The sequence below is a fragment of the Rhodococcus sp. MALMAid1271 genome, assembly GCF_049195265.1.
Classification (GTDB): Bacteria; Actinomycetota; Actinomycetes; order Mycobacteriales; family Mycobacteriaceae; genus Rhodococcoides.
The window spans coordinates 126,977-147,955 of record NZ_JBMIRQ010000083.1; the positions used below are offsets into that span (position 1 = coordinate 126,977).

The window sequence follows — 20,979 nt, forward strand, 5'->3', positions numbered from 1 at the left end:
ATATCGCCTCGGCCGAGCAGTTGCTGGAGCCGGTCATGCGGCGGACGCCGGTGGTAGCGTCCCGGATTCTCTCGGACCTGACCGGTCACGAGGTGCGGCTAAAATGCGAGAACCTGCAGCGCACCGGATCGTTCAAGCCCCGAGGGGCGTACAACCGCATCGCCAGGCTCGATGCGCAACAACGCGCCCACGGAGTCGTCGCGGCTAGCGCCGGAAACCATGCTCAGGGTGTCGCGTGGGCCGCGTCGCAGGTAGGCATCGAGTCGACAGTGTTCATGCCGGTCGGGGCGTCACTGCCGAAATTGATGGCCACCAAGGCGTACGGCGCGACGGTACATCTGGTCGGGAACACGGTGGACGAGGCGTTGGTATCGGCGCGGGAGTTCGCTGACCGAACCGGGGCCACTCTCATCCATCCGTTCGACCATCTCGACATCGTGGCGGGGCAGGCCACGCTCGGTACCGAACTGCTGCAGCAGATGCCCGAGGTCGGAACCGTCGTGATTCCCACCGGCGGCGGGGGACTCCTGGCCGGAGTCGCCGCGGCGGTCAAGTTGACCAAACCCGGAATCCGGATCGTCGGGGTACAGGCAGAGGGTGCTGCCGCCTGGCCCGCATCACTGAAGGCGGGGCACCCGATCGCACTGGATACGATGTCGACCATGGCCGACGGCATCGCTGTCGGCCTACCCGGATCGGTGCCCTTCGATCATGTGCAGGGCTGGGTCGACGAGATCGTCACCGTCAGTGAAGATGCACTGTCGCGGGCATTGGTGCTCTGCATAGAGCGAGCCAAGCTGATCGTCGAGCCGGCAGGAGCGGCGGCGGTGGCAGCGTTGATGACGCATTCCGCGGCGGACATCGGATTGACCGGCCCGGTGTGCGCCGTTCTCTCCGGAGGAAACATCGATCCGCTGCTACTCACCCATGTCATCACGCACGGTCTGCGTGCGGGCGGGCGCTATCTGGCTGTGCGCGTGATCATCTCGGACAAGCCGGGCGGACTGACCGGTGTCCTCGAGGTGGTGCGTGACGCGGGGGCCAGTGTGGTCGACGTCGTCCACTCCCGTACCGGTGGACGGCTGGGGCTCGAAGAGGTCGACGTGATGCTCACCGTCGAGACCCGCGGTCCCGATCACCGCGAGGCGGTGCTGGAGGCATTGGGAGCAGCCGGATACTCGGTACAGGTCGAGAGCTGACGGTCCGGTCCGCACAGGTCCGGCTGGTACCTTGATCAGCGATCTGGACCAGGACATTGGTGGGAGATATTTGCATGGCTAGGCTCGTCGCGATCGCCTCCGCCGTGCTGGGAATTCTCCTGACGATCGCGATACCGCTGCTGCCGATCGAGCAACAACAGTCCTCGTTGACGTGGCCGCAATCCGACCCGATCGGCAGTGTCGAAGCTCCGCTCGTCTCGTACACCCCGATCAGCGTCGACGCGTCAGTTCCGTGTGCCGCGACGAGTCAACTCCCCGACGGCGGTCTGCTGCTGTCCACCTCGCCCAAGGGATCGCCCGACGCATATCGCTACGGTCTCGTTGCCGAGGTGACGGGAGGTGAGACATCGCAACTGAAGGTGACGTTGCGTGATTCGGTCCTCCTCGAGCAACCGGTCGCGGAACTGAACGACTGCGCATTGACGGTTGCCTCGAACGGCGCGTCGACCACCGTCGGATTGACGGGCGAGGACGCTGTGACGCGTGAGGGCGACGTCCGGCCGCAGATGGTCGGCGTGTTCAGCGATCTTCAGGGCAACGTTCCCGGTCTGCAACTGCAGGCCGAGCTGGACAGTAGGTTCTCCTCGACCCCGAGCGTCCTGAAGTGGTTCGCGATGATCGTCGGAGTGCTCGCCACCGGCGTTTCACTGGTGGCACTGCACCGCCTGGACCTGTCCGACGGCCGCCGGGCTCGACGCTTCCTGCCTCGGCGCTGGTGGAGCTTCGGGGCGGCCGACGCGGTGGTGATCGGCACGCTACTGGTGTGGCACATCATCGGCGCGAACACCTCCGACGACGGATATCAGCTCGGCATGGCTCGCACGGCCGATCATGCCGGCTACATGGCCAACTATTTCCGCTACTTCGGTGTGCCCGAGACGCCGTTCGGCACACCGCTGTACGACATGTTCGGGCTGATGTCGCACGTCTCGACTGCCAGTGTGTGGATGCGCCTGCCGACGCTGATCTGCGCCGTCGTGGCATGGCTTGTCATCAGCCGTGAGGTGATCCCGCGGTTCGGCGCCGCGGCGCGTGCGTCGAAGACCGCGCTGTGGACCGGCGGGCTGGTGCTGCTCGCGTTCTGGTTGCCTTACAACAACGGCCTGCGCCCCGAGCCGTTCGTGGCGATCGGCGTGCTCTTGACGTGGTGCTCGGTGGAGCGCTCGATCGCGACCCGAAGACTGCTCCCTGCTGCTGCCGCCATCGCGATCGCGGCGTTGACGGTCACGTGTGCGCCGTCCGGATTCATCTGCTTTGCTCCGCTGATCGCCGGCGCCAGGCCGGTGCTGCAGATCGTCGTGGCCCGCGCACGAGAATTCGATCGCACCGCGTTGGGCGTGGCGACCCTGCTGGCCCCGTTGATCGCGTCGGGCACGGTGGTGCTGGTATTCGCGTTCGGCAACCAGACGGTGGCGGGCATGCTCGAGATGCAGCGGGTGCACAACGCGGCCGGGCCGAGCCAGGCCTGGTTCGACGAATACCTGCGCTATCAGTGGCTGATGAACATGGATATCGACGGCTCGCTCGCGCGCCGGTTCGGGGTGTTCGTGATGATCGTCTCGCTGATCGCGGTGGTTCTCGCCATGCTGCGCAAGGGCGGCACGATCCCGGGCACCGCACTCGGTCCGGCGCGGCGGATCGTCGGCATCACCGTCGGGGCGATGGCGTTGATGATGATCACCCCCACCAAGTGGACTCATCATTTCGGCGTCTTCGCCGGTCTGGCTGCCTCCGTTGCGGTACTGGCGGCCGTGGCCACCGGGGCGTCGGTACTGCGCTCACGGCGCAACAGACTGCTGTTCGCTGCCGCCGTGTCGTTCCTGATGGCCGTGGCTTTCACCGGAACCAACGGGTACTGGTACGTCTCGGCGTGGGGAGTTCCGTTCTGGGACAAGCCGATTCTCGTTGCCGGGCTCGGCATCTCGACGATGTTCCTCGGCCTGACCGTGCTGCTGTTGCTCGCGGCGGTGTGGTTTCATCTGCGCGCGCCCTATGTGCGCACAGGCAAGCCCATGGCGCGCTGGTGGTCGATCCCGCCCATCGCGGTCGCAGCAGCTGTGATGGTGCTGCTCGCCGTCGCGTCGATGGCCAAGGGCGCGGTGGCGCAATGGCCGTCGTACTCGGTTGCCAAATCCAATCTCTCGGCGTTGACCGGAAACACCTGTGGTCTCGCCGAGGACGTGCTGCTCGAGACCGATCCCAATGCCGATGTGCTGCAACCGGTCAGCGGGGACGCCTTTTCCGCACTCGGTGCCGAGAACGACGGGTTCACCCCGGACGGGGTGGCCGGTGACCTCACCGCGGACAAGGAGGCGTCGGCGTCGGGTACCTCCAACACCGTCGATACCGGGGAACAGCAGCAGCCCACGTCGACCACCGGAGCCGGAACCGGCGGCAGCGCACTGCCGTACGGCTTGGACCCGGCACGAGTGCCGGTGCTCGGCTCGTTCGGTTCCGATACTCCCGCGACGTTGACCACCGGGTGGTACGCGCTCCCGGCCGAACCAGGGGATCTGATCTCCATTGCCGCTGCCGGACGCATCCGCTCGGTGAACTCCGACGGCGTCGTCACCTACGGTCAGAGCCTCGAACTCGAATACGGAATCGACGGTCGCGCACAGGGCCGGGTGACGCCCATCGATATCGGACCGGCACCGTCGTGGCGCGACCTGAGGGTTCCGATGGACCAGATTCCGGCCGGTACCAACATGATTCGCCTCGTGCTCAGCGATACCGACCGCGCGTCGGATCAGTGGCTCGCGATCACTCCACCGCGAGTACCGCGGACGCAGACGTTGAACGAGGTCGTCGGACGTGAGAGTCCGGTGTTGCTGGACTGGGAAGTGGGCTTCAACTTTCCCTGCCAGCATCCGTTCGACCACCGCCTCGGCGTGGCCGAAGTTCCGCAGTACCGGGTGCTTCCGGACCGCAGCGGTGCCGTCATCACCAATGCCTGGCAGGACCATTTCGGTGGTGGTCCGCTCGGGTGGATCGACGTGCTCGCCTCGGCGCGCACCATTCCGTCGTATCTGAAGGACGATTGGGATCGTGACTGGGGATCGATCGAGCGGTACGTCCCGTACGACGAGTCGGCCGTGCCGGCTCGGATCACCGCTACCGAGGTCCAGCGTTCGGGCCTGTGGACCCCGGGTCCGATCAAAACCGGTTAATCTCTACGGGTTCGGGAGTCCTTACACCGACAGAGGAGAAACGGGGAGAGGGCCATGGCGAACGCTATCGAAGTAGAGAATCTCGTGCTCCGGTACGGGAAGAACGTTGCGCTCGACGGAATCGATTTCACCGTTCCGGAGGGCACGGTGCTCGGTGTGCTCGGTCCCAACGGGGCAGGGAAGACGACGGCCGTCCGGATTCTGGCTACGTTGCTGAAGGCGACGTCGGGCTCGGCGCGAATCTTCGGTCTCGACGTGCTGACGCAGGCGAACGAGGTTCGCGGCACGATTGGATTGACCGGTCAGTTCGCGGCAGTGGACGAGTATCTGACCGGATACGAGAACCTCGAGATGGTCGGGCGACTGTTCGGTCTGCGCAAGGCCGAGGCCAAGAAGCGCGCCGGCGAACTGCTCGAACGGTTCGACTTGGAGTACGCGCGAGATCGCACCGCCAAGCAGTACTCGGGCGGTATGCGTCGACGGCTCGACATCGCGGCCAGTTTGATCGGGCGACCGCGGGTGGTGTTTCTCGACGAACCCACCACCGGATTGGATCCGCGGAGCCGAATCACCATGTGGGAGTTCATTGCGGACCTCGTACGCGACGGAACGACCATTCTGTTGACCACGCAGTACCTCGAAGAGGCCGATCGGCTCGCCGATTCGATCATCGTGTTGAACAAGGGCAAGATCATCGCCCGCGGCACCGCCGACGAACTCAAGGCGCAAACTGGGGGCGAGCGGGTCGAATTCGTGCTCACCGATCGGTCTCAGGCCGATCGGGCCAAGGAGATCCTGACTCCGCTCGGGGTCGAGCCACCCACCCTCGACGAGCAGGTGGGACGGATCGTCATGCCTGTCAACGGCGGGTCGAAGGATCTGTCCTCGGCGTTGAATCATCTCGAAGCAGCGGGGATCGGGGTGGTCGACGTCGGTCTGCGACGGCCGAACCTCGACGACGTGTTCCTGAGTCTGACCGGTCAGACCACCGGCGAGCCCGAGACGGCGGAGGAAGACAAATGAGCAATGTTCTCCTGGATTCCGCGATCATCACCAAGCGAAATCTGATCAAGCTCAAGCGAGTTCCAGATCTGCTGTTCTTCGCGACACTGTCGCCCATCATGTTCGTACTGTTGTTCGCGTATGTGTTCGGCAGCGCGATCGACGTTCCGGGAATCGACTACAAGAGTTTCCTGATGGGCGGCATCTTCGTACAGACCATGATCTTCGGTGCGTCGATCACCGGGTCCTCGCTCGCGGAGGACCTGCAGAAGGGCGTGATGGACCGATTCCGGTCGTTGCCGATGGCTCGGTCGGCGGTGGTGATCGGGCGCACCGCAGCCGATGTGGGCAACAACATCGTCACCATCACGATCATGTCGATCACCGGGCTCATCGTGGGCTGGCGGATCACGTCCTCGTTCTTCGACGCTTTGCTCGGATACGTGCTGCTGTTGCTGTTCGCGTACTCGATCTCGTGGGTGATGGCGTTGGTCGGCCTGATCGTGCGTTCGCCGGAGATCTTCAACAACGCGTCGTTCATCGTGATCTTCCCGTTGACCTTCATCGCCAACACGTTCGTCCCGATCGACAATTTCCCGAGCGTGCTCAAGACGATCGCGGAGTGGAATCCCATCTCGTCGGTGACGTTGGCGGTGCGAGAGCAATTCGGAAACACCAACCCGATGGCGCCGCCGCCCGAGGTGTGGCCACTGCAGAATCCAGTGCTCTACACCTTGATCTGGGTCGTGGTGATGTTGGTGGTGTTCGTGCCGTTGTCGGTACGCAAGTACCAGAAAACGATGACCGCCTGACCCTGCACACAGAACTGCACCCCAGGTCGCCGAGCGACCGGGGGTGCAGTTGTGAGCCCTGTGCGAGAAGACTTACGTGTGGTAGGGCTCCGCGCTGACGAGCGTGACCTTCATGGTCTTGCCGTTGGGCAGCGTGTATTCGCGGGTGTCTCCGACCTTGGCGTCGATGAGCGATCCACCCAGCGGGGATGCGGGGGAGTACACCTCGAGCTTGTTGTCGCGGGCACCCTCTTCGCGGGTGGCGATCAGGAAGGTCTCGGTGTCGGACTCGTCACCGTCGTAGTAGACCTTGACCACGGAACCGGGCAGTGCGACGCCGGACTGGGTGGGTGCCTCGCCGACTTTCGCGTTGTTGAGCAGCTCCTGCAACTGGCGAATACGCGCTTCCTGCTGACCCTGCTCCTCGCGCGCAGCGTGGTAGCCGCCGTTCTCCTTCAGATCGCCCTCTTCGCGACGCTCGTTGATCTCGGCGGCGATGACGGGGCGATTGGAAATGAGCTGGTCGAGTTCGCTCTTGAGCCTGTCGTGTGATTCCTGGGTAAGCCAGGTCACCTGGGTCTCGGTCATCTCGATCACTCCCTCGTAGTCGGAATCTCGACATCGATTCCGTTTCTGAGCAGGTAGGGCACGCAACGAACAGGGGACTCCAATGGTTGGATCCCCTTGGTCGGCCCACGTCCTGGAGCCGTCGTCATCGTTCGCAGTTGAACCCTGCCCGCAATGCAGCAATACACGGCACCTGTTCGGCGACCGTGTATGGCCCGAGCTTACCACGAACAGGCAGTTCGCCTATCGAGCTCGTAAATACTCGGGAACATCGAGGCTGCAACCGTAGACATCGCCGACGGCAGGCGGAGACGATGTCGTCACCTCCGTGGTCAGCTCGACGGTGGTCGATGCCGACTCCGGCGGGATGTACACCTCGCGGCGTCCGGTCTCGGAACCGTCGCGCGAGCGAGCGCGCACGATGCAGACGGCCGGTTGCTCGGGATCCTGTCGGGTGACACTGAAACGGATCGACATCGTGTCCTCGTCGACGATGTCGAACGAGAGTTGGTTGCCTTCGATGGGTTTGACCGCGAACTTGGTGTAGCCGTAGTAGGCCACGCCCAGTCCGACCAGCAGGACCAGTGCCACCAGTGCGATCTTCGTCGCACGTTTCGGCGCTTGCCGAATGCCGCTGGGACCGGAACCCGAGGGGTATCTACCTGCGGGAAGTGCGTTGGTCATGTCAGCTCTCGGAGTGAAATCGGGGGTGCCGCTGGGGCCATGTCGGCGTCAGGTGGAACTATAGGGCAGGCAAGATCAAGGTGAATCCGAGGTGAGGAAGAACGTGTCCGGACTGCGGCTCATGGCAGTGCATGCCCATCCCGACGACGAGTCGAGCAAAGGCGCTGCGACTACGGCGCGCTACGCGGCCGAGGGACATGACGTTCTCGTCGTCACCCTCACCGGCGGCGAACGGGGTGACATTCTCAACCCGGCCATGGACATTCCAGGAGTGCACGAGCGCATCCACGAGGTCAGGCGCGAGGAAATGGCCGAGGCTGCTCGAGTCCTCGGCGTCTCGCAGACCTGGCTCGGATTCGAGGATTCCGGGTTGCCCGAGGGCGATCCACTTCCTCCTCTACCCGAGGGCTGCTTCGCGTTGGTTCCTCTCGAGGTCTCGACCGAGGCGCTCGTGAAGGTGGTGCGCGAGTTCAAGCCGCACGTCATCACCACCTACGACGAACGCGGCGGCTATCCGCACCCGGACCACATCCGCTGCCACGAGGTCTCGATGGCCGCATGGGAGGCAGCGGGTGACCCCGAGCGTTTCCCCGATGCCGGCGAGCCCTGGACGCCGCTCAAGCTCTATTACTCGCACGGCTTCATCCGCAAACGCATGCAGCTCTTTCACGACTGGTTCATCGACCGCGGTGAGGAAAGCCCGTTCGTCGGCTGGCTCGAGCGGTGGGACGGTCAGAAGGACGAGATCATCGGCCGCATCACCACTCAGGTCACCGTGGGCGACTACTTCGGGCAGCGTGACGATGCTCTTCGTGCACACGCGACGCAGATCGACCCCAACGGATCGTTCTTCGCGGTGCCGCTCGACGTGCAACGCAAGCTGTGGCCCACCGAGGAATTCGAGCTGGCTCGCACTCGGGTGACCACCTCGCTGCCCGAGACGGACCTGTTCGCCGGGATCGAAGAGACAGAGCAGTGATCATCGAGATTCTCGCCCAGCAGCCAACCGGACCCGAGTACGGCAAGTCCTCGCCGGTCGGTCTGGTGATCGTGGTGGCGCTCCTGGTCGGCACCGCCCTGCTGATCTGGTCGATGAACAAGAAGATCAAGCGGCTGCCCACCACCTTCGAGAAGGCAGATCCGACGCTGGATCAGGCCCTCGACGAGGGCACCGATCGCGGCGGGATCGCAGGATCGACGCCACCGAGAACGAACTCCGGCGACCCCACCGCTCGCGACGAAACCTGATGCTCGACGCCAACGCACTGGGTGAGTCCACCAGCCCGTATCTGCGGCAGCATGCGGACAACCCGGTGCACTGGCAGCAGTGGGGACCGCAGGCCCTGCAGTCGGCCCACGATCGCGACGTACCGATCCTGCTGTCGATCGGATATTCGGCGTGCCATTGGTGCCATGTCATGGCGCACGAATCGTTCGAGGACGAGGCAACGGCTGCGTTGATGAACGAGCATTTCGTGTGCATCAAGGTCGATCGTGAGGAGAGACCGGACCTCGATTCGGTGTACATGAACGCCACGGTGGCGATGACCGGCCAGGGTGGGTGGCCGATGACGTGTTTTCTGACCCCCGACACCGAACCGTTCTACTGCGGCACCTACTTTCCGCCGACCCCGCGGCAGGCAATGCCCTCGTTCCAGCAGTTGCTCACCGCGGTTGCCGACACCTGGTCCACACGCAGACAGGACGTGTTCGACGCCTCCGCCGCGGTCGTCACCGAGTTGCGTTCGCAGAGCGCGGGAGTGCCTGCAGGCGGCAGGCCCATCGACGCCGAGGCGCTGGCCACCTCGGTCGCGGCGATCTGCGGCGACGAGGATGCCGACTTCGGAGGCTTCGGTGGAGCTCCGAAGTTCCCGCCGGGAGCACTGCTCGAAGGTCTGCTCCGACATTACGAACGAACCGGCGCTGGCGAGGTTCTCGGCGTCGTTCGCCGTACCGCGTCGGCCATGGCACGCGGAGGCATCTACGACCAGCTCGGCGGTGGGTTCGCCCGCTACTCCGTCGACGCCGAGTGGATCGTTCCGCATTTCGAGAAGATGCTCTACGACAACGCCCTGCTGCTGCGGTTCTATGCGCACCTGGCCCGGATCGGCAATGATCCGCTGGCCCGTCGGGTGGCGTCGGACACTGCGGAGTTCCTGCTCCGCGATCTGCGGACGGACAACGGATGTTTTGCATCGGCGCTCGATGCCGACACCGAGGGCGTCGAGGGTTCGACCTACACGTGGACGCCGGAGCAACTGACCGAGACTCTCGGGTTCGAAGACGGTGTGTGGGCTGCGGGGTTGTTCGCGGTGAACTCCGCGGGCACGTTCGAGGCCGGGATGTCGGTACTGCAGCTGCCCGCCGAACCAGAGGACTACGACCGGTTCGCTCGGGTGCGCCGAACATTGTCCGACGCTCGCGCACGCAGGCCGCAGCCCGGCCGTGACGACAAGGTGGTCACCGCGTGGAACGCGCTGGCGATCACGGCCCTGGTCGAGGCCGGGACCGGGCTGAAACAGCCGAGCTGGGTCGACGCGGCAGTCGAGTGCGGCGAACAGCTCTTCGCCTCTCACGTGGAGTCGGGGCGGGTCCGTCGCGCCTCGCTCGGCAGCGCCGTCGGTGCGGCTTCCGGTGTGCTCGAGGACTACGCGTGTCTCGCGGTGGCGTCGGCCGCTCTGTTCCAAGCCACCGGCGACGCTGTCTGGATCGAACGCATGAGCTCGCTCCTGGATGCGGCGACAGAGCACTTCTGCGACCCCGATGATGTCGGCAGTTGGTTCGACACCGCCGATGATGCGGAGACTCTGGTGACTCGGCCGCGAGACCCGATCGACGGTGCTACTCCGTCCGGTGCGTCGACGATGGCCGAGGCGTTTCTCACAGCTGCTGCTCTGGTCGATCCGGAGTTCTCGGCGCGCTACGGCGAACTGGCGGCAGCGTCGCTCGCGCGAGCGGCACTGATACTCGAGCGTGCGCCGCGGTCCGGTGGACACTGGTTGGCCGTTGCGGAGGCCGCCGTTCGCGGTCCGATTCAGGTCGCGGTGTCGACTGCGCCCGGGGCTGACCTGGTCTCCGCCGCGCGGGCGCTGGTGCCGGGTGGTTCCGTGGTGGTCGCGGGGAAGACCGATTCGTCGGTGTTGCTGATGGGCCGGCCACCCGTCGACGGTGCCGAGACGGCATACGTGTGTCGTGGATTCGTCTGTGACCGTCCTGTGACGTCTGCCGAAGATCTGGCATTCGCGCTGAAGAGATGACGAACTGCGTCGATGCTTCGGCGGACAAACAGTATCGTTGCGAGAGCGTCTTCGGCTGCGGGAGGCCGAACCCAACCAGCTGATCGGCGGTGTCATGACTGAGGGCGTAACCAGCGACAGTGTCCTGAGCGACGCTGTGGTGGACGAGGAAATGACCGACGAGCAACTCGCGGCCGTGGCCGAGTTCGTCGCCGCGATCCCGATGGCGGTCATGGTCCACTCGATGCAGTACGCGGTGGTCGGCGCGAACCTACTGTGTGAGGAAATTCTCGACTGCCCGGTGGAGGGCATGCTGGGTCGGCCGGTGGCTGATTTCGTGCCGCTGGGGGATCGGGTGTCGGCCAAGCGGATCGCGATGCAGCTCGAGCACAGCTACCCCGTGGCAGGTCCACCCGACCTCGGACGGCCGATCGGAGCCCTGCGGCGAGTGCGGCGCAGTGACGGCGAGGTCGTCTCCTGTTGGATGCATGTCGGCATTTCGACCATCGCCGGCCGACGATTCATCGTCGCATTGCTCGATCTTGTCAATCCCGTCGTCGACGACACCGTGCACTGGCGCGACCGGGCCGAGCGCGACGACCTGACCGGTCTGCTTCGACGGGGTTCGCTGTTGACTCATGTCGAGGAATGGATCACGGCCGATCTGCCGGTTGCCCTGGCGTTCGTCGACGTCGATCGGTTGAAGTCGATCAACGACGCTCACGGCCACGCTGCCGGTGATGCGGTGCTCGAGGCGGCAGGCCGTCGACTTCAACAATGGTCGTCGCGCTCCGCCGTCGTCGGTCGATATGCCGGAGACGAGTTCGTCGTCGCAATCACCGACGAACCGCAAGAACTGGACAGCGCACGCCTTGCAGAGTCGATTCGAGCAGCAATCTGTGGCGAACCGGTGCCGTTCGAGTCCCGATTGCTCGCGATGAGTGTGAGTGTGGGCGTGGCGGTGCGAGAACCCGGCGAGTCGAGGGATCGGCTCATCCGACGTGCCGACGCTCTGATGTACCGAGACAAGGCGTCCGAGCACACCTGAGCTGCGTCAGAACAGCACGAGCCAGACGGCAACGAGGTGGCACAGTGCCGCCAATACCGTTGCTGCGTGAAAGAACTCGTGATGGCCGAACGTCCTCGGCCAGGGATTCGGCCACTTGGCTGCGTACAGCACGCCCCCGATGCTGTAGAAGACCCCGCCCACGAGCAGCAGGACGAACGGTGCGTAACCGACCTGCTCGATCAGGGTGGGTGCGACGGGGACGATCGCCCAGCCGAGGATCAGGTACAGGGGCACCCCGACCCATCGGGGAGCGGTGGGCCAGAGCATTTTCAAGGCCACTCCAGCGAGGGCTCCGGTCCACACGATGATCAGGAGCGTGCGTCCGGTCGAGGTGGGCAGGCCCAGTACGGCGAACGGGGTGTAGCTGCCTGCGATGAACAGGAAGATCATCGAATGATCGGCGCGCTTCATCCATATCTGCGACGTGGTGGTCTTCCAGTGCACGCGATGGTAGGTGGCGCTGACGCCGAACACGCCGCAGACAGTGATGGAATACACCCCCGTCGCCACCCCGGCGCTGACCGAGACCATGGTGAAAGCGAGCGTGACGAGTGTGATCGCGCAGAACACGGCCACCACGAAGGCGTACAGGTGAATCCAGCCGCGCATGCGGGGTTTGACGGGTATCTCGTCGAGTCCGAACATCGTCATGTCGATTTCCTCCCGTAGCGCCGTCAGAACCTACGCAACCGTAGGTTCTGACGTTACTGTACCGGCGGTCTGCTCTCGGGTGTCGGCGTAAGGTGATTCCCCGTGGTGATGGGAGCAGTGGTGACGAAGCAGTGGTGATCATTCCGCAGAAGGTGCGCGGCGTGCTCTACAACGTCTACGAGCGGCGACTGTTGAGCCAGCTCGACGGGGTGCAGCATCCGCGACACGTGGCGGTGATGTGCGACGGCAATCGACGCTGGGCACGCGAGAACGGGTTCACCGACGTCGCACACGGCCACCGCATGGGCGCATTGAAGATCGCCGAGATGCTCGGCTGGTGCGATGCCGCCGGAATCGAGATGGCCACCATCTATCTGCTCTCCACCGAGAACCTCAGGCGCGACGCCGACGAACTCGATTCGTTGCTCGAGATCATCACCGATGTCGTGGAGGAGATCTGCGGCCCGGAGCAGAACTGGGGCGTCAAACTCGTCGGCACCCTCGACCTGTTGCCCGCATCGACCTCACGCCGACTCAAAGAAGCGGCAGCGCTCACCGAGGGGCGGACGGGAACGCACGTCAATGTCGCGGTCGGATACGGCGGTCGGCAAGAAATCGCCGACGCCGTGCAGTCCCTGGTGAGCGAGAAGATCGCCGAGGGCGTCACCGGAGACGAGCTGATCTCCGCCATCAACGTCGACGGTATCGACAGCCACCTCTACACCTCCGGCCAGCCCGATCCCGATCTCGTCATCCGCACCTCCGGCGAACAGCGTCTGTCCGGATTCCTGCTGTGGCAGAGCGCGTACTCGGAAATCTGGTTCACCGAGGCCTACTGGCCCGAATTCCGGCGCGTGGACTTCCTGCGTGCGCTACGTGATTTCGCGGCCAGACACCGACGTTTCGGTATCTGACGCGAACGGCCGGATCACTCGTCGATTCGCGCGCCCGCGAGCCGTGAGCTGTCGCCGGATTCCATGGCGGCCAACAAGGCGGCTCCACTTCGTCGAAGGCGCGATCGTGTCGGGATCGACAGGCCAACCACTACCCCCACTCCGATGACCGCGCCGAGCACAGCGTGCACCGGCCACGGGACGTGCGCACCGCCGAGGTTCAGCAGAAGCGGAGGCAGAACGGCTACGCCGACCACGACAGTGAAGATCGTGTACTGCGCGCCTGCGGGATTTCCGGTGCGACTCGTCGCGGCGACGCGGTCGCGCGCGTCGGCCCCGATCGCGGGCATGATCACCCCCAGCCACAGTGCACTCCCGCAGGCGGCCCCCGTGGCGGCCAAGGTCATTCCGCACGCGACCGCCGCCAAGGGTGATTCGCTGACCAGGCACAGTGCGAGGGTCAGAGCCGAGGTGGGGATACCGAACATCAGCAGCCAGGCGAGCTGTCGGCCCCACACGTCGGCTCGGATCGCTCCTGGAGTCGTGAGGATCTGCCACAGCGCGGTGCCGTCGAGGGCGTAGGTGTTCACTGCAACCATCGCGCCGAGCGCTGCAGCCATGACGCCGATGAACGGCAGGGCCCAGGACCAGCTCGTCGGTGCGACAAGGGCGATCATGAGCAACGGGGTGATCCATGCGTGAATCGTTCCCAGCCTGCGATGCGGGTCCCTGAACCACGTCTTGATTTCCCGGTCGAACACCGCCCGCGTCGGTCCGCCTGGTCGCCGGCCCCGAGTGGGCGCGGACCGTCTGGCGGTGATGCGGCTGGGCGTCCGGGCCGGTGGCCTGCGCAGTTCACTCGCCGTCAGCACGATCCAGACACCGCGGAGCGATATCGCTCCGGCGACGAGGCCCAGTAGCGGCAGAGCCACCGAGACGAGTGAGGCGGATGTCGTCGCGGCGAGCACGGCGGCAAGACCCCATCCTGTGGGCAGGGCGAGCAGCAGGTTCTCTATTGCGGCAGGCACAGCGCCCACCACCGAGGGGGTGACGAGTTCCGTTCCGCCATCGCCGAGGTTGGGTAGTACCGCCGCAGCGACCGGCACCCAGCCGGCGAACGACACTGCGAGGAGCATCGACGTCTGCACGGCCGCTACCCACGTCCCTGCGGTGGAGCGGAGCAGGCGGGCAACCACTGCCGCAACACACCGACCGAGCCAGAGCAGGAACATCAGCTGGGCAGAAAGGGCCAGGGCTGCAACGATGACGGCACCCGGCCCGTGGGCTGCGGCTACCACCACGAAACTGCTCAGCGCGATCGCCGTGACAACCGTTCCGATGCTCATCACCTCGCTCGCGGCAAGATCCCGCGCGATCCTGGTCGGCCGCGCAGGTAGCGTCCTGAACCACTGCGGATCCAGGGTCGCCGACGATCCAGGAAGCAGGATCGGTCCGATGGCCCAGAAAACTCCGAACGCAAAGATCCCCACGGTCAGCCAGCTCGGGTCGACCGTGCCGGAGGTCCCGAGTGCCGCGAGCACGACGATCCCGGACGCCACGATCGAGCCGACGACCAAGCCGAAGCCGCGCTCGTCGTGCGGACCGTGCCGGAGAATTCTCCACCGCATCGACGCGAACGTCGCGCTCATGCTCATGCCAGCCACGTGATCTCGCTGTTCGCAGGTGCGCCGACGAGATCCACGAACGTGTCGTTGAGACTTCGGCCTGCTCGAACCGCATCGATGGTGCCCTCGGTGTGTATTCGGCCGTCCTTGATCAATGCCACCCGTTCGCAGGTGCGCTCCACGACGTCCATGAGGTGGCTCGACAGCAGCACCGTGCCGCCACCGGCGACGTATTGACCGAGCAGGCCTTCGATTGCCCGCGCGGAGACCGGGTCGATGGCCTCGAAGGGCTCGTCGAGTACCAGCACGCTGGGGCGGTGCAGCAGAGCCACGGCGAGGCCGATCTTCTTTCGCATCCCGGTGGAGTAGTCCACGATCAACGTCGAGGGCGTCCGGTCCAAATGCAGGATCTCGAGCAGGTCCGCTGCGCGCTTCGGCCAGTCCTTGCCGATCCGCCTCAGCCGAGCGGTGTACTCGAGCAGTTCCGAGCCGGTCAGCCGCTCCGGGAGGGAGAGTCCCTCCATCATGACTCCGAGCGAACCGAGAAACCTTTCTCGGTCTGTCGCGGCATCGATTCCCGCGACCGTGACGGACCCGCTGTCGGGGGTCAGCAGGCCGGCAATCATCGCGAGTGTCGTGGATTTCCCGGCCCCGTTGGGGCCGACGATGCCGAAGAACGTTCCCGGAGGCACGGTCAAGTCGATCGCATCGACTGCGATGTGGGTGCCGAAGCGCTTGGACAGCCCGTTCAGTTGGACTGCCGGGGTCACGTCGGTGGTCATGATCGGACTCCTCGGAGGAAGAGAGATGTGAGTTCGCGCGCGTAAGCGTCGATGTCGAACTCGGGGTCGGCGACGATCTTCACTGCCGCCCCGTCGATGCAGCGTCGCAACGTGTATGCCGTCAGGCGTGCGTCCACCGAACGGAATTCGCCTGTGCTCGAACCGAACTCGAAGAGCAGTGCAGTCCCGGCGATGATCGGCTCCTCGGCGTCGGGGCTGGCGTGCAGAGCACCGTCCCGGCCCCGCAGATTCGGCATCACCTGTCCCAACGCTGCCATTTCGCGCCGATGAGCTCCGATGAAGTCGAGATTGCCTTCGATGTATGCCTGAAGTTTGGCCGCCGCGGTCTGCGCACTGTCGATTCTCTGCTGCATCTCCGCGGATCCTTCCGCAAAGATCGTGGTGACCACTGTTTCGAGTACGGCCTCGTACAGGTCGTTGCGGCCTGCGAAGTGGTACGAGATCAAGCCACGACTGATGCCGGCCTCCGCGGCGATCGCAGCTAGCGTGGTGGCGTGCCATCCGTCGCGAGCAAGGCAGTCGATGGCCGCGTCGATGATCCGGCGTCGACGTACTTCTTGCGTCAGGGTCACCTTCCGTGTGGCATTCATTCGACTCCCTGGCATTGTTGTCAGTTGTTTGGCATCGATGCCAAAGATAGCAGCGACGAACGATATCGTCAGCCTGGAACGGCACGACTGCCAAGTCGCTACGTACTTACCTCTGTACCGCTACGTAATCTGTGGCGCGATCGGCGCGATACTCGGAAAATTCCCGATCGTGGACTACAACGTGCTCGGACCCATGGTGGTGCGCGACGGGGCGGGCGTGAAGGCGCTCGGTGGGCTCGAACAGTGGGCCGTACTGGCGGTACTGCTGGTGGAGTCGGGAAACGTCGTCGAATTCGACCGGTTGATCGATCTCGTCCGGGATCGACGTCCGCCGCCCAAGGCGTTGACGTCGTTGTGTGCGTACATGGCGAACCTGCGGCGAGTACTCGCCGGCCCGCGCTGACGCCGGCCAGAACGAACAGGCTCATCGATCCGACGCGGCCGGGCGAGGAGTTCGACGGTCGAATCGGCCGGCCACTGGGCATCGTCGATCACCACGACCGTGCGTCGATCACCACGACCGTGCGTCGGCCACTGTGCTCGTAGGCCAGGGCAGCGGCCAGCGCTCGGTCAGATTCGACGGGAACGAATCCGGTACCGGTCGGCATCACCGTCACCACCCGGTGTGGATGCCGGCCGAGGTGCACCAGCGAGCACACTGCCTCGGTCAGCAGCCGGGTTCGGCCGAGACCGGGTGCTGTCTTGACGGTCATTCCGCCGTACGTGCGGGCGGCATCCACGATCCGCTTCAGCTCGTCGGCGCGGCCGATCAGCGGCAGGTTTCCGATGGTCCGCCTCTCCACCGTCATTGGTGGATTGTGGTCTACAACTTGCGCAGGCGCAGCCGGTTGATGGCGTGGTCGTTGTCCTTGCGCAGCACCATCGTCGCTCGTGGTCGGGTGGGCAGGATGTTCTCCACCAGATTCGGCAGGTTGATCGAATGCCACAGATCCTCTGCTGCGATCTGCGCGTGGTCGTCGGACAGGCCGGCGTAGTGGTGGAAGTGCGAGGACGGATCGGTGAACGATGTCTTGCGCAACGCGAGGAAGCGCTTGACGTACCAGCTCTCGATGTCCTCGATCCGAGCGTCGACGTAGATGGAGAAGTCGAACAGGTCCGAGACCATCAACCGGGGCCCGGTCTGTAATACGTTGAGCCCCTCCACGATCAGAATGTCGGGCTGCCGGACCATGTGGTACTGGCCCTTGACGATGTCGTAGGAGACGTGCGAATAGACCGGTGCGCCCACCTCTTCGGTCCCGGATTTGACCTCGGTGACGAATCTGAGCAGCTTTCGCCTGTCGTAACTTTCCGGGAAACCCTTGCGGTGCAGGATGCCTCGACGCATGAGCTCGGCCGTCGGGTACAGGAACCCGTCGGTGGTGACGAGGTCGACGCGCGGATGGTGGTCCCAGCGGGCCAGGAGTGCCTGCAGCACACGAGCTGTCGTCGACTTGCCAACGGCAACGCTGCCGGCGACACCGATGACGAAGGGGACCTGACGATCGGGATGCTTCTCGCCCAGGAACGTCGCGGTCGCGGCGAACAGTCTTTGCCGAGCAGCGACCTGAAGGTGGATCAGTCGCGCAAGCGGCAGGTAGACCTCGGCCACCTCGTCCAAGTCGATCTGCTCACCGAGACCGCGGAGACCGATCAGTTCTTCTTCGGTGAGTGCCAGCGGCGTGGATTGGCGCAGCGTGCGCCACTGTGCACGGTCGAACTCGACGTACGGACTGGATTCGCTCACGCGCGGCTCCCGTCGTGCGCCTTTTGCGTACTTGGGGGTACGCAAAAGGCGCACGATGAGTCCGGAAGTCGCATGGCTTCAGATTGTGCTCGGTCGCGGACGCTTGCGCACGGGCGGGGTCGTTCGCCGTACTAGGGTTCGGGTATGGATGCTCCTTCCCTGGTTCGCGAATACCTGCTGTTGGGCCTGAGTTTCGACCGACTCGAAGAAGGCTTCGTCGACGCGTACACCGGCGATCCCGAGCTGCGCCGAATCACCGAGAACGCCCCGGCGCCCGAGCCGCGCGAGCTGATTCGCCGCGCGCAGACGCTGCGTGCGGAACTCGGCAACGTCGATCTGACACCCGAACGTACGACGTTCCTCGACGTACACCTGCGCGCTCTCGAATGCTCGGCCCGTAAGTTCGCAGGCGAGGACATCGGCTTCGTCGACGAGGTGTACTCCTACTTCGACGTTCGTATCGCCCCCGGTGACCAGGACCAATACCTGCAGGCGCACCGCAAGATGGACGAGGTCCTCGCCGGACCCGGCTCGCTGAGCGAACGGTTGATCGCCCACCGCCGCGCCGACGTCATTCCGGCCGACCGACTGCAGGACTGCGTCGAGGCGTTCTCTTCGGCCCTACGCGACCGCGTCCGCGCCGAGTACACACTGCCCGACGCCGAGCAGGTGACCTACGAGGTCGTCGGAGACAAGCCGTGGTCCGGGTTCAACTACTACCTCGGTGACTACCGGTCGACCGTCGCGATCAACTCCGATATCGAACAGCAGATGGCCAACCTGCCGCACCTGATCGCGCACGAGTCCTACCCCGGTCATCACACCGAGCACTGCCGCAAGGAAGCCGGACTGGTCGGTGCCGGGCAACTGGAGCAGACGCTGTTCGTGGTCAACACCCCTCAGTGTTTGATGGCCGAGGGCCTCGCCGATCACGCCCTCGGGGCCATCGTGGGCGAGGGATGGGGGCTGTGGGCACAGGAGATCTACGCCGATCTGGGACTGCGTTTCGACGGTGAGAAGGCCGAGCGCCTCTCGTCCGCGTCGAGTCTGCTTTTGGGGGTGCGTCAGGACGCGGCCCTGCTGTTGCACGATCAGCACAAGAGCGAGGACGACGTGGCCGCGTATCTGGAGCGGTGGTCCCTGACCTCCCCGCAGCGCGCCCGGCACAGTCTCCGATTTCTGTCGTCCCCGCTGTGGCGGGCATACATCAGTACCTATGTCGAGGGCTACAAGCTTCTCGCCGGCTGGCTGGATCAGGGTGAGACCGTCAGCGAGCGGGCACAGCTGTTCGGCAGGCTGCTCGACGAGCCGCTGACACCCGGTGCAGTGCGCGTCTCGTAAACTGGCCTCGCCCTCTTACTCAGCTGTCCCTTGGAGACCCTCGTTATGACTGACGTCAACAACCTGTCACTGGCCGAACTCGATCCCGAGGTCGCCGAGGCGATGGCCGGTGAGCTCGGACGTCAGCGCAACACCCTCGAGATGATCGCCTCGGAGAACTTCGTTCCCCGCGCGGTTCTCCAGGCCCAGGGCAGCGTCCTGACCAACAAGTACGCCGAGGGCTATCCCGGACGCCGCTACTACGGCGGATGCGAGCATGTCGACATCGTCGAGGACCTCGCGCGCAACCGTGCCAAGGAACTCTTCGGAGCCGAGTTCGCGAACGTGCAGCCGCACGCAGGAGCGCAGGCCAATGCGGCCGTGCTGATGGCGCTGATCAACCCGGGCGACAAGATCATGGGCCTGGACCTGGCGCACGGCGGCCATCTCACCCACGGCATGAAGCTCAACTTCTCGGGCAAGCTCTACGAGGTCGAGTCCTACGGCGTCAGCAAAGAGGACCACCGCATCGACATGGACGAGGTGCGCAAACAAGCCATCGCCGCCAAGCCGCAGGTGCTCATCGCAGGCTGGTCGGCCTACCCACGCCACCAGGACTTCGCTGCCTTCCGCTCCATCGCCGACGAGGTCGGCGCACTGCTGTGGGTCGACATGGCGCACTTCGCCGGGCTCGTGGCCGCAGGCCTGCACCCCTCGCCGGTGCCCTACGCCGACGTGGTCTCCTCCACCGTGCACAAGACCCTCGGCGGACCCCGCTCCGGCATCATCCTGGCCAAGAAGGAATGGGCCAAGAAGCTCAACTCCGCAGTCTTCCCCGGCCAGCAGGGCGGACCACTGATGCACGCCATCGCAGCCAAGGCCGTCGCCTTCAAGATCGCCGCGACGCCGGAGTTCAAGGAACGCCAGGAGCGCACCCTGCTCGGGGCCTCGCTGCTCGCCGAGCGTCTCACCGCATCCGACGTCGCCGACAAGGGCGTGTCGGTCCTCACCGGCGGCACCGACGTGCACCTGGTGCTGGTCGACCTCCGCAACTCCGAGCTCGACGGTCAGCAGGCCGAGGACCTACTCCACGAGGTCGGCATCACCGTCAACCGCAACGCAGTGCCCTTCGACCCGCGCCCGCCGATGGTCACCTCCGGCCTGCGCATCGGCACCGGAGCACTGGCCACCCGGGGATTCGGCGAAGCCGAGTTCACCGAGGTCGCCGACATCATCGGCACCGCCCTGGCAACCGGTGAGGCCAGCGATGCGCTCAAGGATCGCGTGGTGAAGCTCGCGCAGAGCACGCCGCTGTACGAGGGCCTGGAGGACTGGGGATTGCTGGGCTGACCCTGGCCGCCGCCTGCCCTCGCCCGCCCCACCCCGCGTCAATGGACCCTTGCACCGTTCAGACGTATGCAGTGGTTCATTCACGCAGCATGTTGGTCTGCGTGAATGGACCGTTGCACCGCTCAGACGTATGTGCACCGCTCCCCGGAAGTTGGACTGAGTAATTCAGTTCCGACTACCGGGGAGTTTTGTATGCGTGCACGAAGTTCACTTACCGAGGATCAGCGGGTCGCGGCGGTAGCGTTGTTCGAGGATGGTGTG

At 64.9% G+C, this 20,979-nt stretch carries 20 protein-coding genes; 12 read left to right on the forward strand and 8 right to left on the reverse strand.

The genetic code is table 11. The annotated features are described in order from the left end of the window. Nucleotides 1–35: 35 nt before the first annotated feature. The 4 genes from ilvA (at nt 36) to ACOQFP_RS12315 (ending at nt 6,204) form a co-directional block, all read left to right on the forward strand. Nucleotides 36–1,199, forward strand: a complete 1,164-nt coding sequence (gene ilvA, locus ACOQFP_RS12300) for a threonine ammonia-lyase (RefSeq protein ID WP_421584483.1) — start codon at nt 36–38, stop codon at nt 1,197–1,199. A gap of 74 nt (nt 1,200–1,273) precedes the next feature. Beyond that, nucleotides 1,274–4,390, forward strand: coding sequence for an arabinosyltransferase domain-containing protein (locus ACOQFP_RS12305; protein WP_421584468.1), 3,117 nt, complete (start codon nt 1,274–1,276; stop codon nt 4,388–4,390). Nucleotides 4,391–4,444: 54 nt separating this feature from the next. Next, nucleotides 4,445–5,413: an ATP-binding cassette domain-containing protein gene (locus ACOQFP_RS12310; protein ID WP_206486734.1), complete on the forward strand. Its 969-nt coding sequence runs from the start codon at nt 4,445–4,447 to the stop codon at nt 5,411–5,413. Beyond that, the gene (locus tag ACOQFP_RS12315; protein WP_032380514.1) at nt 5,410–6,204 is read left to right on the forward strand and encodes an ABC transporter permease; all 795 of its coding nucleotides are present in this window, start codon (nt 5,410–5,412) and stop codon (nt 6,202–6,204) included. Before ACOQFP_RS12310 ends, ACOQFP_RS12315 begins: the two co-directional genes overlap by 4 nt. 72 nt (nt 6,205–6,276) lie before the next feature. Here the strand turns inward: ACOQFP_RS12315 and greA are convergent, their stop codons facing one another. Together greA and ACOQFP_RS12325 are read right to left on the reverse strand one after the other, a co-directional pair. After that, nucleotides 6,277–6,771, reverse strand: a complete 495-nt coding sequence (gene greA, locus ACOQFP_RS12320; protein WP_032394210.1) for a transcription elongation factor GreA — start codon at nt 6,769–6,771, stop codon at nt 6,277–6,279. Between the two features lie 222 nt (nt 6,772–6,993). Further along, the gene (locus tag ACOQFP_RS12325; RefSeq protein WP_206486735.1) at nt 6,994–7,434 is read right to left on the reverse strand and encodes a DUF4307 domain-containing protein; all 441 of its coding nucleotides are present in this window, start codon (nt 7,432–7,434) and stop codon (nt 6,994–6,996) included. 103 nt (nt 7,435–7,537) lie between these two features. Here ACOQFP_RS12325 and mca point away from each other — a divergent pair, with 103 nt between their 5' ends. The 4 genes from mca to ACOQFP_RS12345 all read left to right on the forward strand — a co-directional run bounded on the left by mca (nt 7,538) and on the right by ACOQFP_RS12345 (nt 11,718). Continuing rightward, the gene (gene mca / locus ACOQFP_RS12330; protein ID WP_206486817.1) at nt 7,538–8,413 is read left to right on the forward strand and encodes a mycothiol conjugate amidase Mca; all 876 of its coding nucleotides are present in this window, start codon (nt 7,538–7,540) and stop codon (nt 8,411–8,413) included. After that, the gene (locus ACOQFP_RS12335) at nt 8,410–8,682 is read left to right on the forward strand and encodes a hypothetical protein (RefSeq protein WP_341243609.1); all 273 of its coding nucleotides are present in this window, start codon (nt 8,410–8,412) and stop codon (nt 8,680–8,682) included. The genes mca and ACOQFP_RS12335 overlap by 4 nt, the downstream gene beginning before the upstream one ends. Beyond that, entirely contained in the window at nt 8,682–10,691 is a 2,010-nt protein-coding gene (locus ACOQFP_RS12340; RefSeq protein ID WP_421584469.1) for a thioredoxin domain-containing protein, read from the forward strand. The genes ACOQFP_RS12335 and ACOQFP_RS12340 overlap by 1 nt, the downstream gene beginning before the upstream one ends. A 94-nt stretch (nt 10,692–10,785) precedes the next feature. Beyond that, entirely contained in the window at nt 10,786–11,718 is a 933-nt protein-coding gene (locus tag ACOQFP_RS12345; protein ID WP_421584470.1) for a sensor domain-containing diguanylate cyclase, read from the forward strand. 6 nt (nt 11,719–11,724) lie between these two features. Here ACOQFP_RS12345 and trhA read toward each other — a convergent pair whose 3' ends face one another. Continuing rightward, nucleotides 11,725–12,390, reverse strand: a complete 666-nt coding sequence (gene trhA, locus ACOQFP_RS12350) for a PAQR family membrane homeostasis protein TrhA (protein WP_421584471.1) — start codon at nt 12,388–12,390, stop codon at nt 11,725–11,727. Between the two features lie 131 nt (nt 12,391–12,521). On the opposite strand from trhA, the gene ACOQFP_RS12355 reads away from it, so the two are divergent. Then, complete coding sequence (locus tag ACOQFP_RS12355; protein WP_206486740.1) at nt 12,522–13,304, forward strand: isoprenyl transferase; 783 nt, start codon at nt 12,522–12,524, stop codon at nt 13,302–13,304. Nucleotides 13,305–13,318: 14 nt separating this feature from the next. Here ACOQFP_RS12355 and ACOQFP_RS12360 read toward each other — a convergent pair whose 3' ends face one another. The 3 genes from ACOQFP_RS12360 to ACOQFP_RS12370 are packed head-to-tail and all read right to left on the reverse strand — an operon-like array spanning nt 13,319 to nt 16,301. Continuing rightward, on the reverse strand, nt 13,319–14,938 hold the full coding sequence (locus ACOQFP_RS12360; protein ID WP_421584472.1) for a hypothetical protein: 1,620 nt from the start codon (nt 14,936–14,938) through the stop codon (nt 13,319–13,321). Continuing rightward, on the reverse strand, nt 14,935–15,690 hold the full coding sequence (locus ACOQFP_RS12365; RefSeq protein ID WP_421584473.1) for an ABC transporter ATP-binding protein: 756 nt from the start codon (nt 15,688–15,690) through the stop codon (nt 14,935–14,937). Before ACOQFP_RS12365 ends, ACOQFP_RS12360 begins: the two co-directional genes overlap by 4 nt. After that, entirely contained in the window at nt 15,687–16,301 is a 615-nt protein-coding gene (locus ACOQFP_RS12370; RefSeq protein ID WP_421584474.1) for a TetR/AcrR family transcriptional regulator, read from the reverse strand. The genes ACOQFP_RS12365 and ACOQFP_RS12370 overlap by 4 nt, the downstream gene beginning before the upstream one ends. Before the next feature lie 169 nt (nt 16,302–16,470). Here ACOQFP_RS12370 and ACOQFP_RS12375 point away from each other — a divergent pair, with 169 nt between their 5' ends. Further along, a complete protein-coding gene (locus tag ACOQFP_RS12375; protein ID WP_421584475.1) occupies nt 16,471–16,704 on the forward strand; it encodes an AfsR/SARP family transcriptional regulator in 234 nt (77 codons plus the stop codon). An 88-nt stretch (nt 16,705–16,792) separates the two neighbouring features. On the opposite strand, the gene ACOQFP_RS12380 is transcribed toward ACOQFP_RS12375, so the two are convergent. Together ACOQFP_RS12380 and coaA are read right to left on the reverse strand one after the other, a co-directional pair. Then, nucleotides 16,793–17,110: a hypothetical protein gene (locus ACOQFP_RS12380; protein ID WP_421584476.1), complete on the reverse strand. Its 318-nt coding sequence runs from the start codon at nt 17,108–17,110 to the stop codon at nt 16,793–16,795. A 14-nt stretch (nt 17,111–17,124) separates the two neighbouring features. After that, nucleotides 17,125–18,093 (reverse strand): type I pantothenate kinase, encoded by a 969-nt coding sequence (gene coaA / locus ACOQFP_RS12385; RefSeq protein WP_421584484.1) that lies wholly within the window; start codon nt 18,091–18,093, stop codon nt 17,125–17,127. 99 nt (nt 18,094–18,192) lie between these two features. Between coaA and ACOQFP_RS12390 the strand changes: the two genes are divergently transcribed. Beyond that, complete coding sequence (locus ACOQFP_RS12390) at nt 18,193–19,389, forward strand: DUF885 domain-containing protein (protein ID WP_421584477.1); 1,197 nt, start codon at nt 18,193–18,195, stop codon at nt 19,387–19,389. A 45-nt stretch (nt 19,390–19,434) separates the two neighbouring features. Next, nucleotides 19,435–20,718, forward strand: a complete 1,284-nt coding sequence (gene glyA, locus ACOQFP_RS12395) for a serine hydroxymethyltransferase (protein ID WP_421584478.1) — start codon at nt 19,435–19,437, stop codon at nt 20,716–20,718. Nucleotides 20,719–20,979 lie beyond the last annotated feature (261 nt).

Excerpts from the sequence above, each read along its gene's own strand:
- ilvA (WP_421584483.1), top strand. The coding sequence starts at position 36 with ATGCGGCGGACGCCGGTGGTAGCGTCCCGGATTCTCTCGGACCTGACC.
- ACOQFP_RS12305 (WP_421584468.1), top strand. The coding sequence starts at position 1,274 with ATGGCTAGGCTCGTCGCGATCGCCTCCGCCGTGCTGGGAATTCTCCTG.
- ACOQFP_RS12310 (WP_206486734.1), top strand. The coding sequence starts at position 4,445 with ATGGCGAACGCTATCGAAGTAGAGAATCTCGTGCTCCGGTACGGGAAG.
- ACOQFP_RS12315 (WP_032380514.1), top strand. The coding sequence starts at position 5,410 with ATGAGCAATGTTCTCCTGGATTCCGCGATCATCACCAAGCGAAATCTG.
- greA (WP_032394210.1), bottom strand. The coding sequence starts at position 6,771 with ATGACCGAGACCCAGGTGACCTGGCTTACCCAGGAATCACACGACAGG.
- ACOQFP_RS12325 (WP_206486735.1), bottom strand. The coding sequence starts at position 7,434 with ATGACCAACGCACTTCCCGCAGGTAGATACCCCTCGGGTTCCGGTCCC.
- ACOQFP_RS12340 (WP_421584469.1), top strand. The coding sequence starts at position 8,682 with ATGCTCGACGCCAACGCACTGGGTGAGTCCACCAGCCCGTATCTGCGG.
- ACOQFP_RS12345 (WP_421584470.1), top strand. The coding sequence starts at position 10,786 with ATGACTGAGGGCGTAACCAGCGACAGTGTCCTGAGCGACGCTGTGGTG.
- trhA (WP_421584471.1), bottom strand. The coding sequence starts at position 12,390 with ATGACGATGTTCGGACTCGACGAGATACCCGTCAAACCCCGCATGCGC.
- ACOQFP_RS12360 (WP_421584472.1), bottom strand. The coding sequence starts at position 14,938 with ATGAGCATGAGCGCGACGTTCGCGTCGATGCGGTGGAGAATTCTCCGG.
- ACOQFP_RS12365 (WP_421584473.1), bottom strand. The coding sequence starts at position 15,690 with ATGACCACCGACGTGACCCCGGCAGTCCAACTGAACGGGCTGTCCAAG.
- ACOQFP_RS12370 (WP_421584474.1), bottom strand. The coding sequence starts at position 16,301 with ATGAATGCCACACGGAAGGTGACCCTGACGCAAGAAGTACGTCGACGC.
- ACOQFP_RS12380 (WP_421584476.1), bottom strand. The coding sequence starts at position 17,110 with ATGACGGTGGAGAGGCGGACCATCGGAAACCTGCCGCTGATCGGCCGC.
- ACOQFP_RS12390 (WP_421584477.1), top strand. The coding sequence starts at position 18,193 with ATGGATGCTCCTTCCCTGGTTCGCGAATACCTGCTGTTGGGCCTGAGT.
- glyA (WP_421584478.1), top strand. The coding sequence starts at position 19,435 with ATGACTGACGTCAACAACCTGTCACTGGCCGAACTCGATCCCGAGGTC.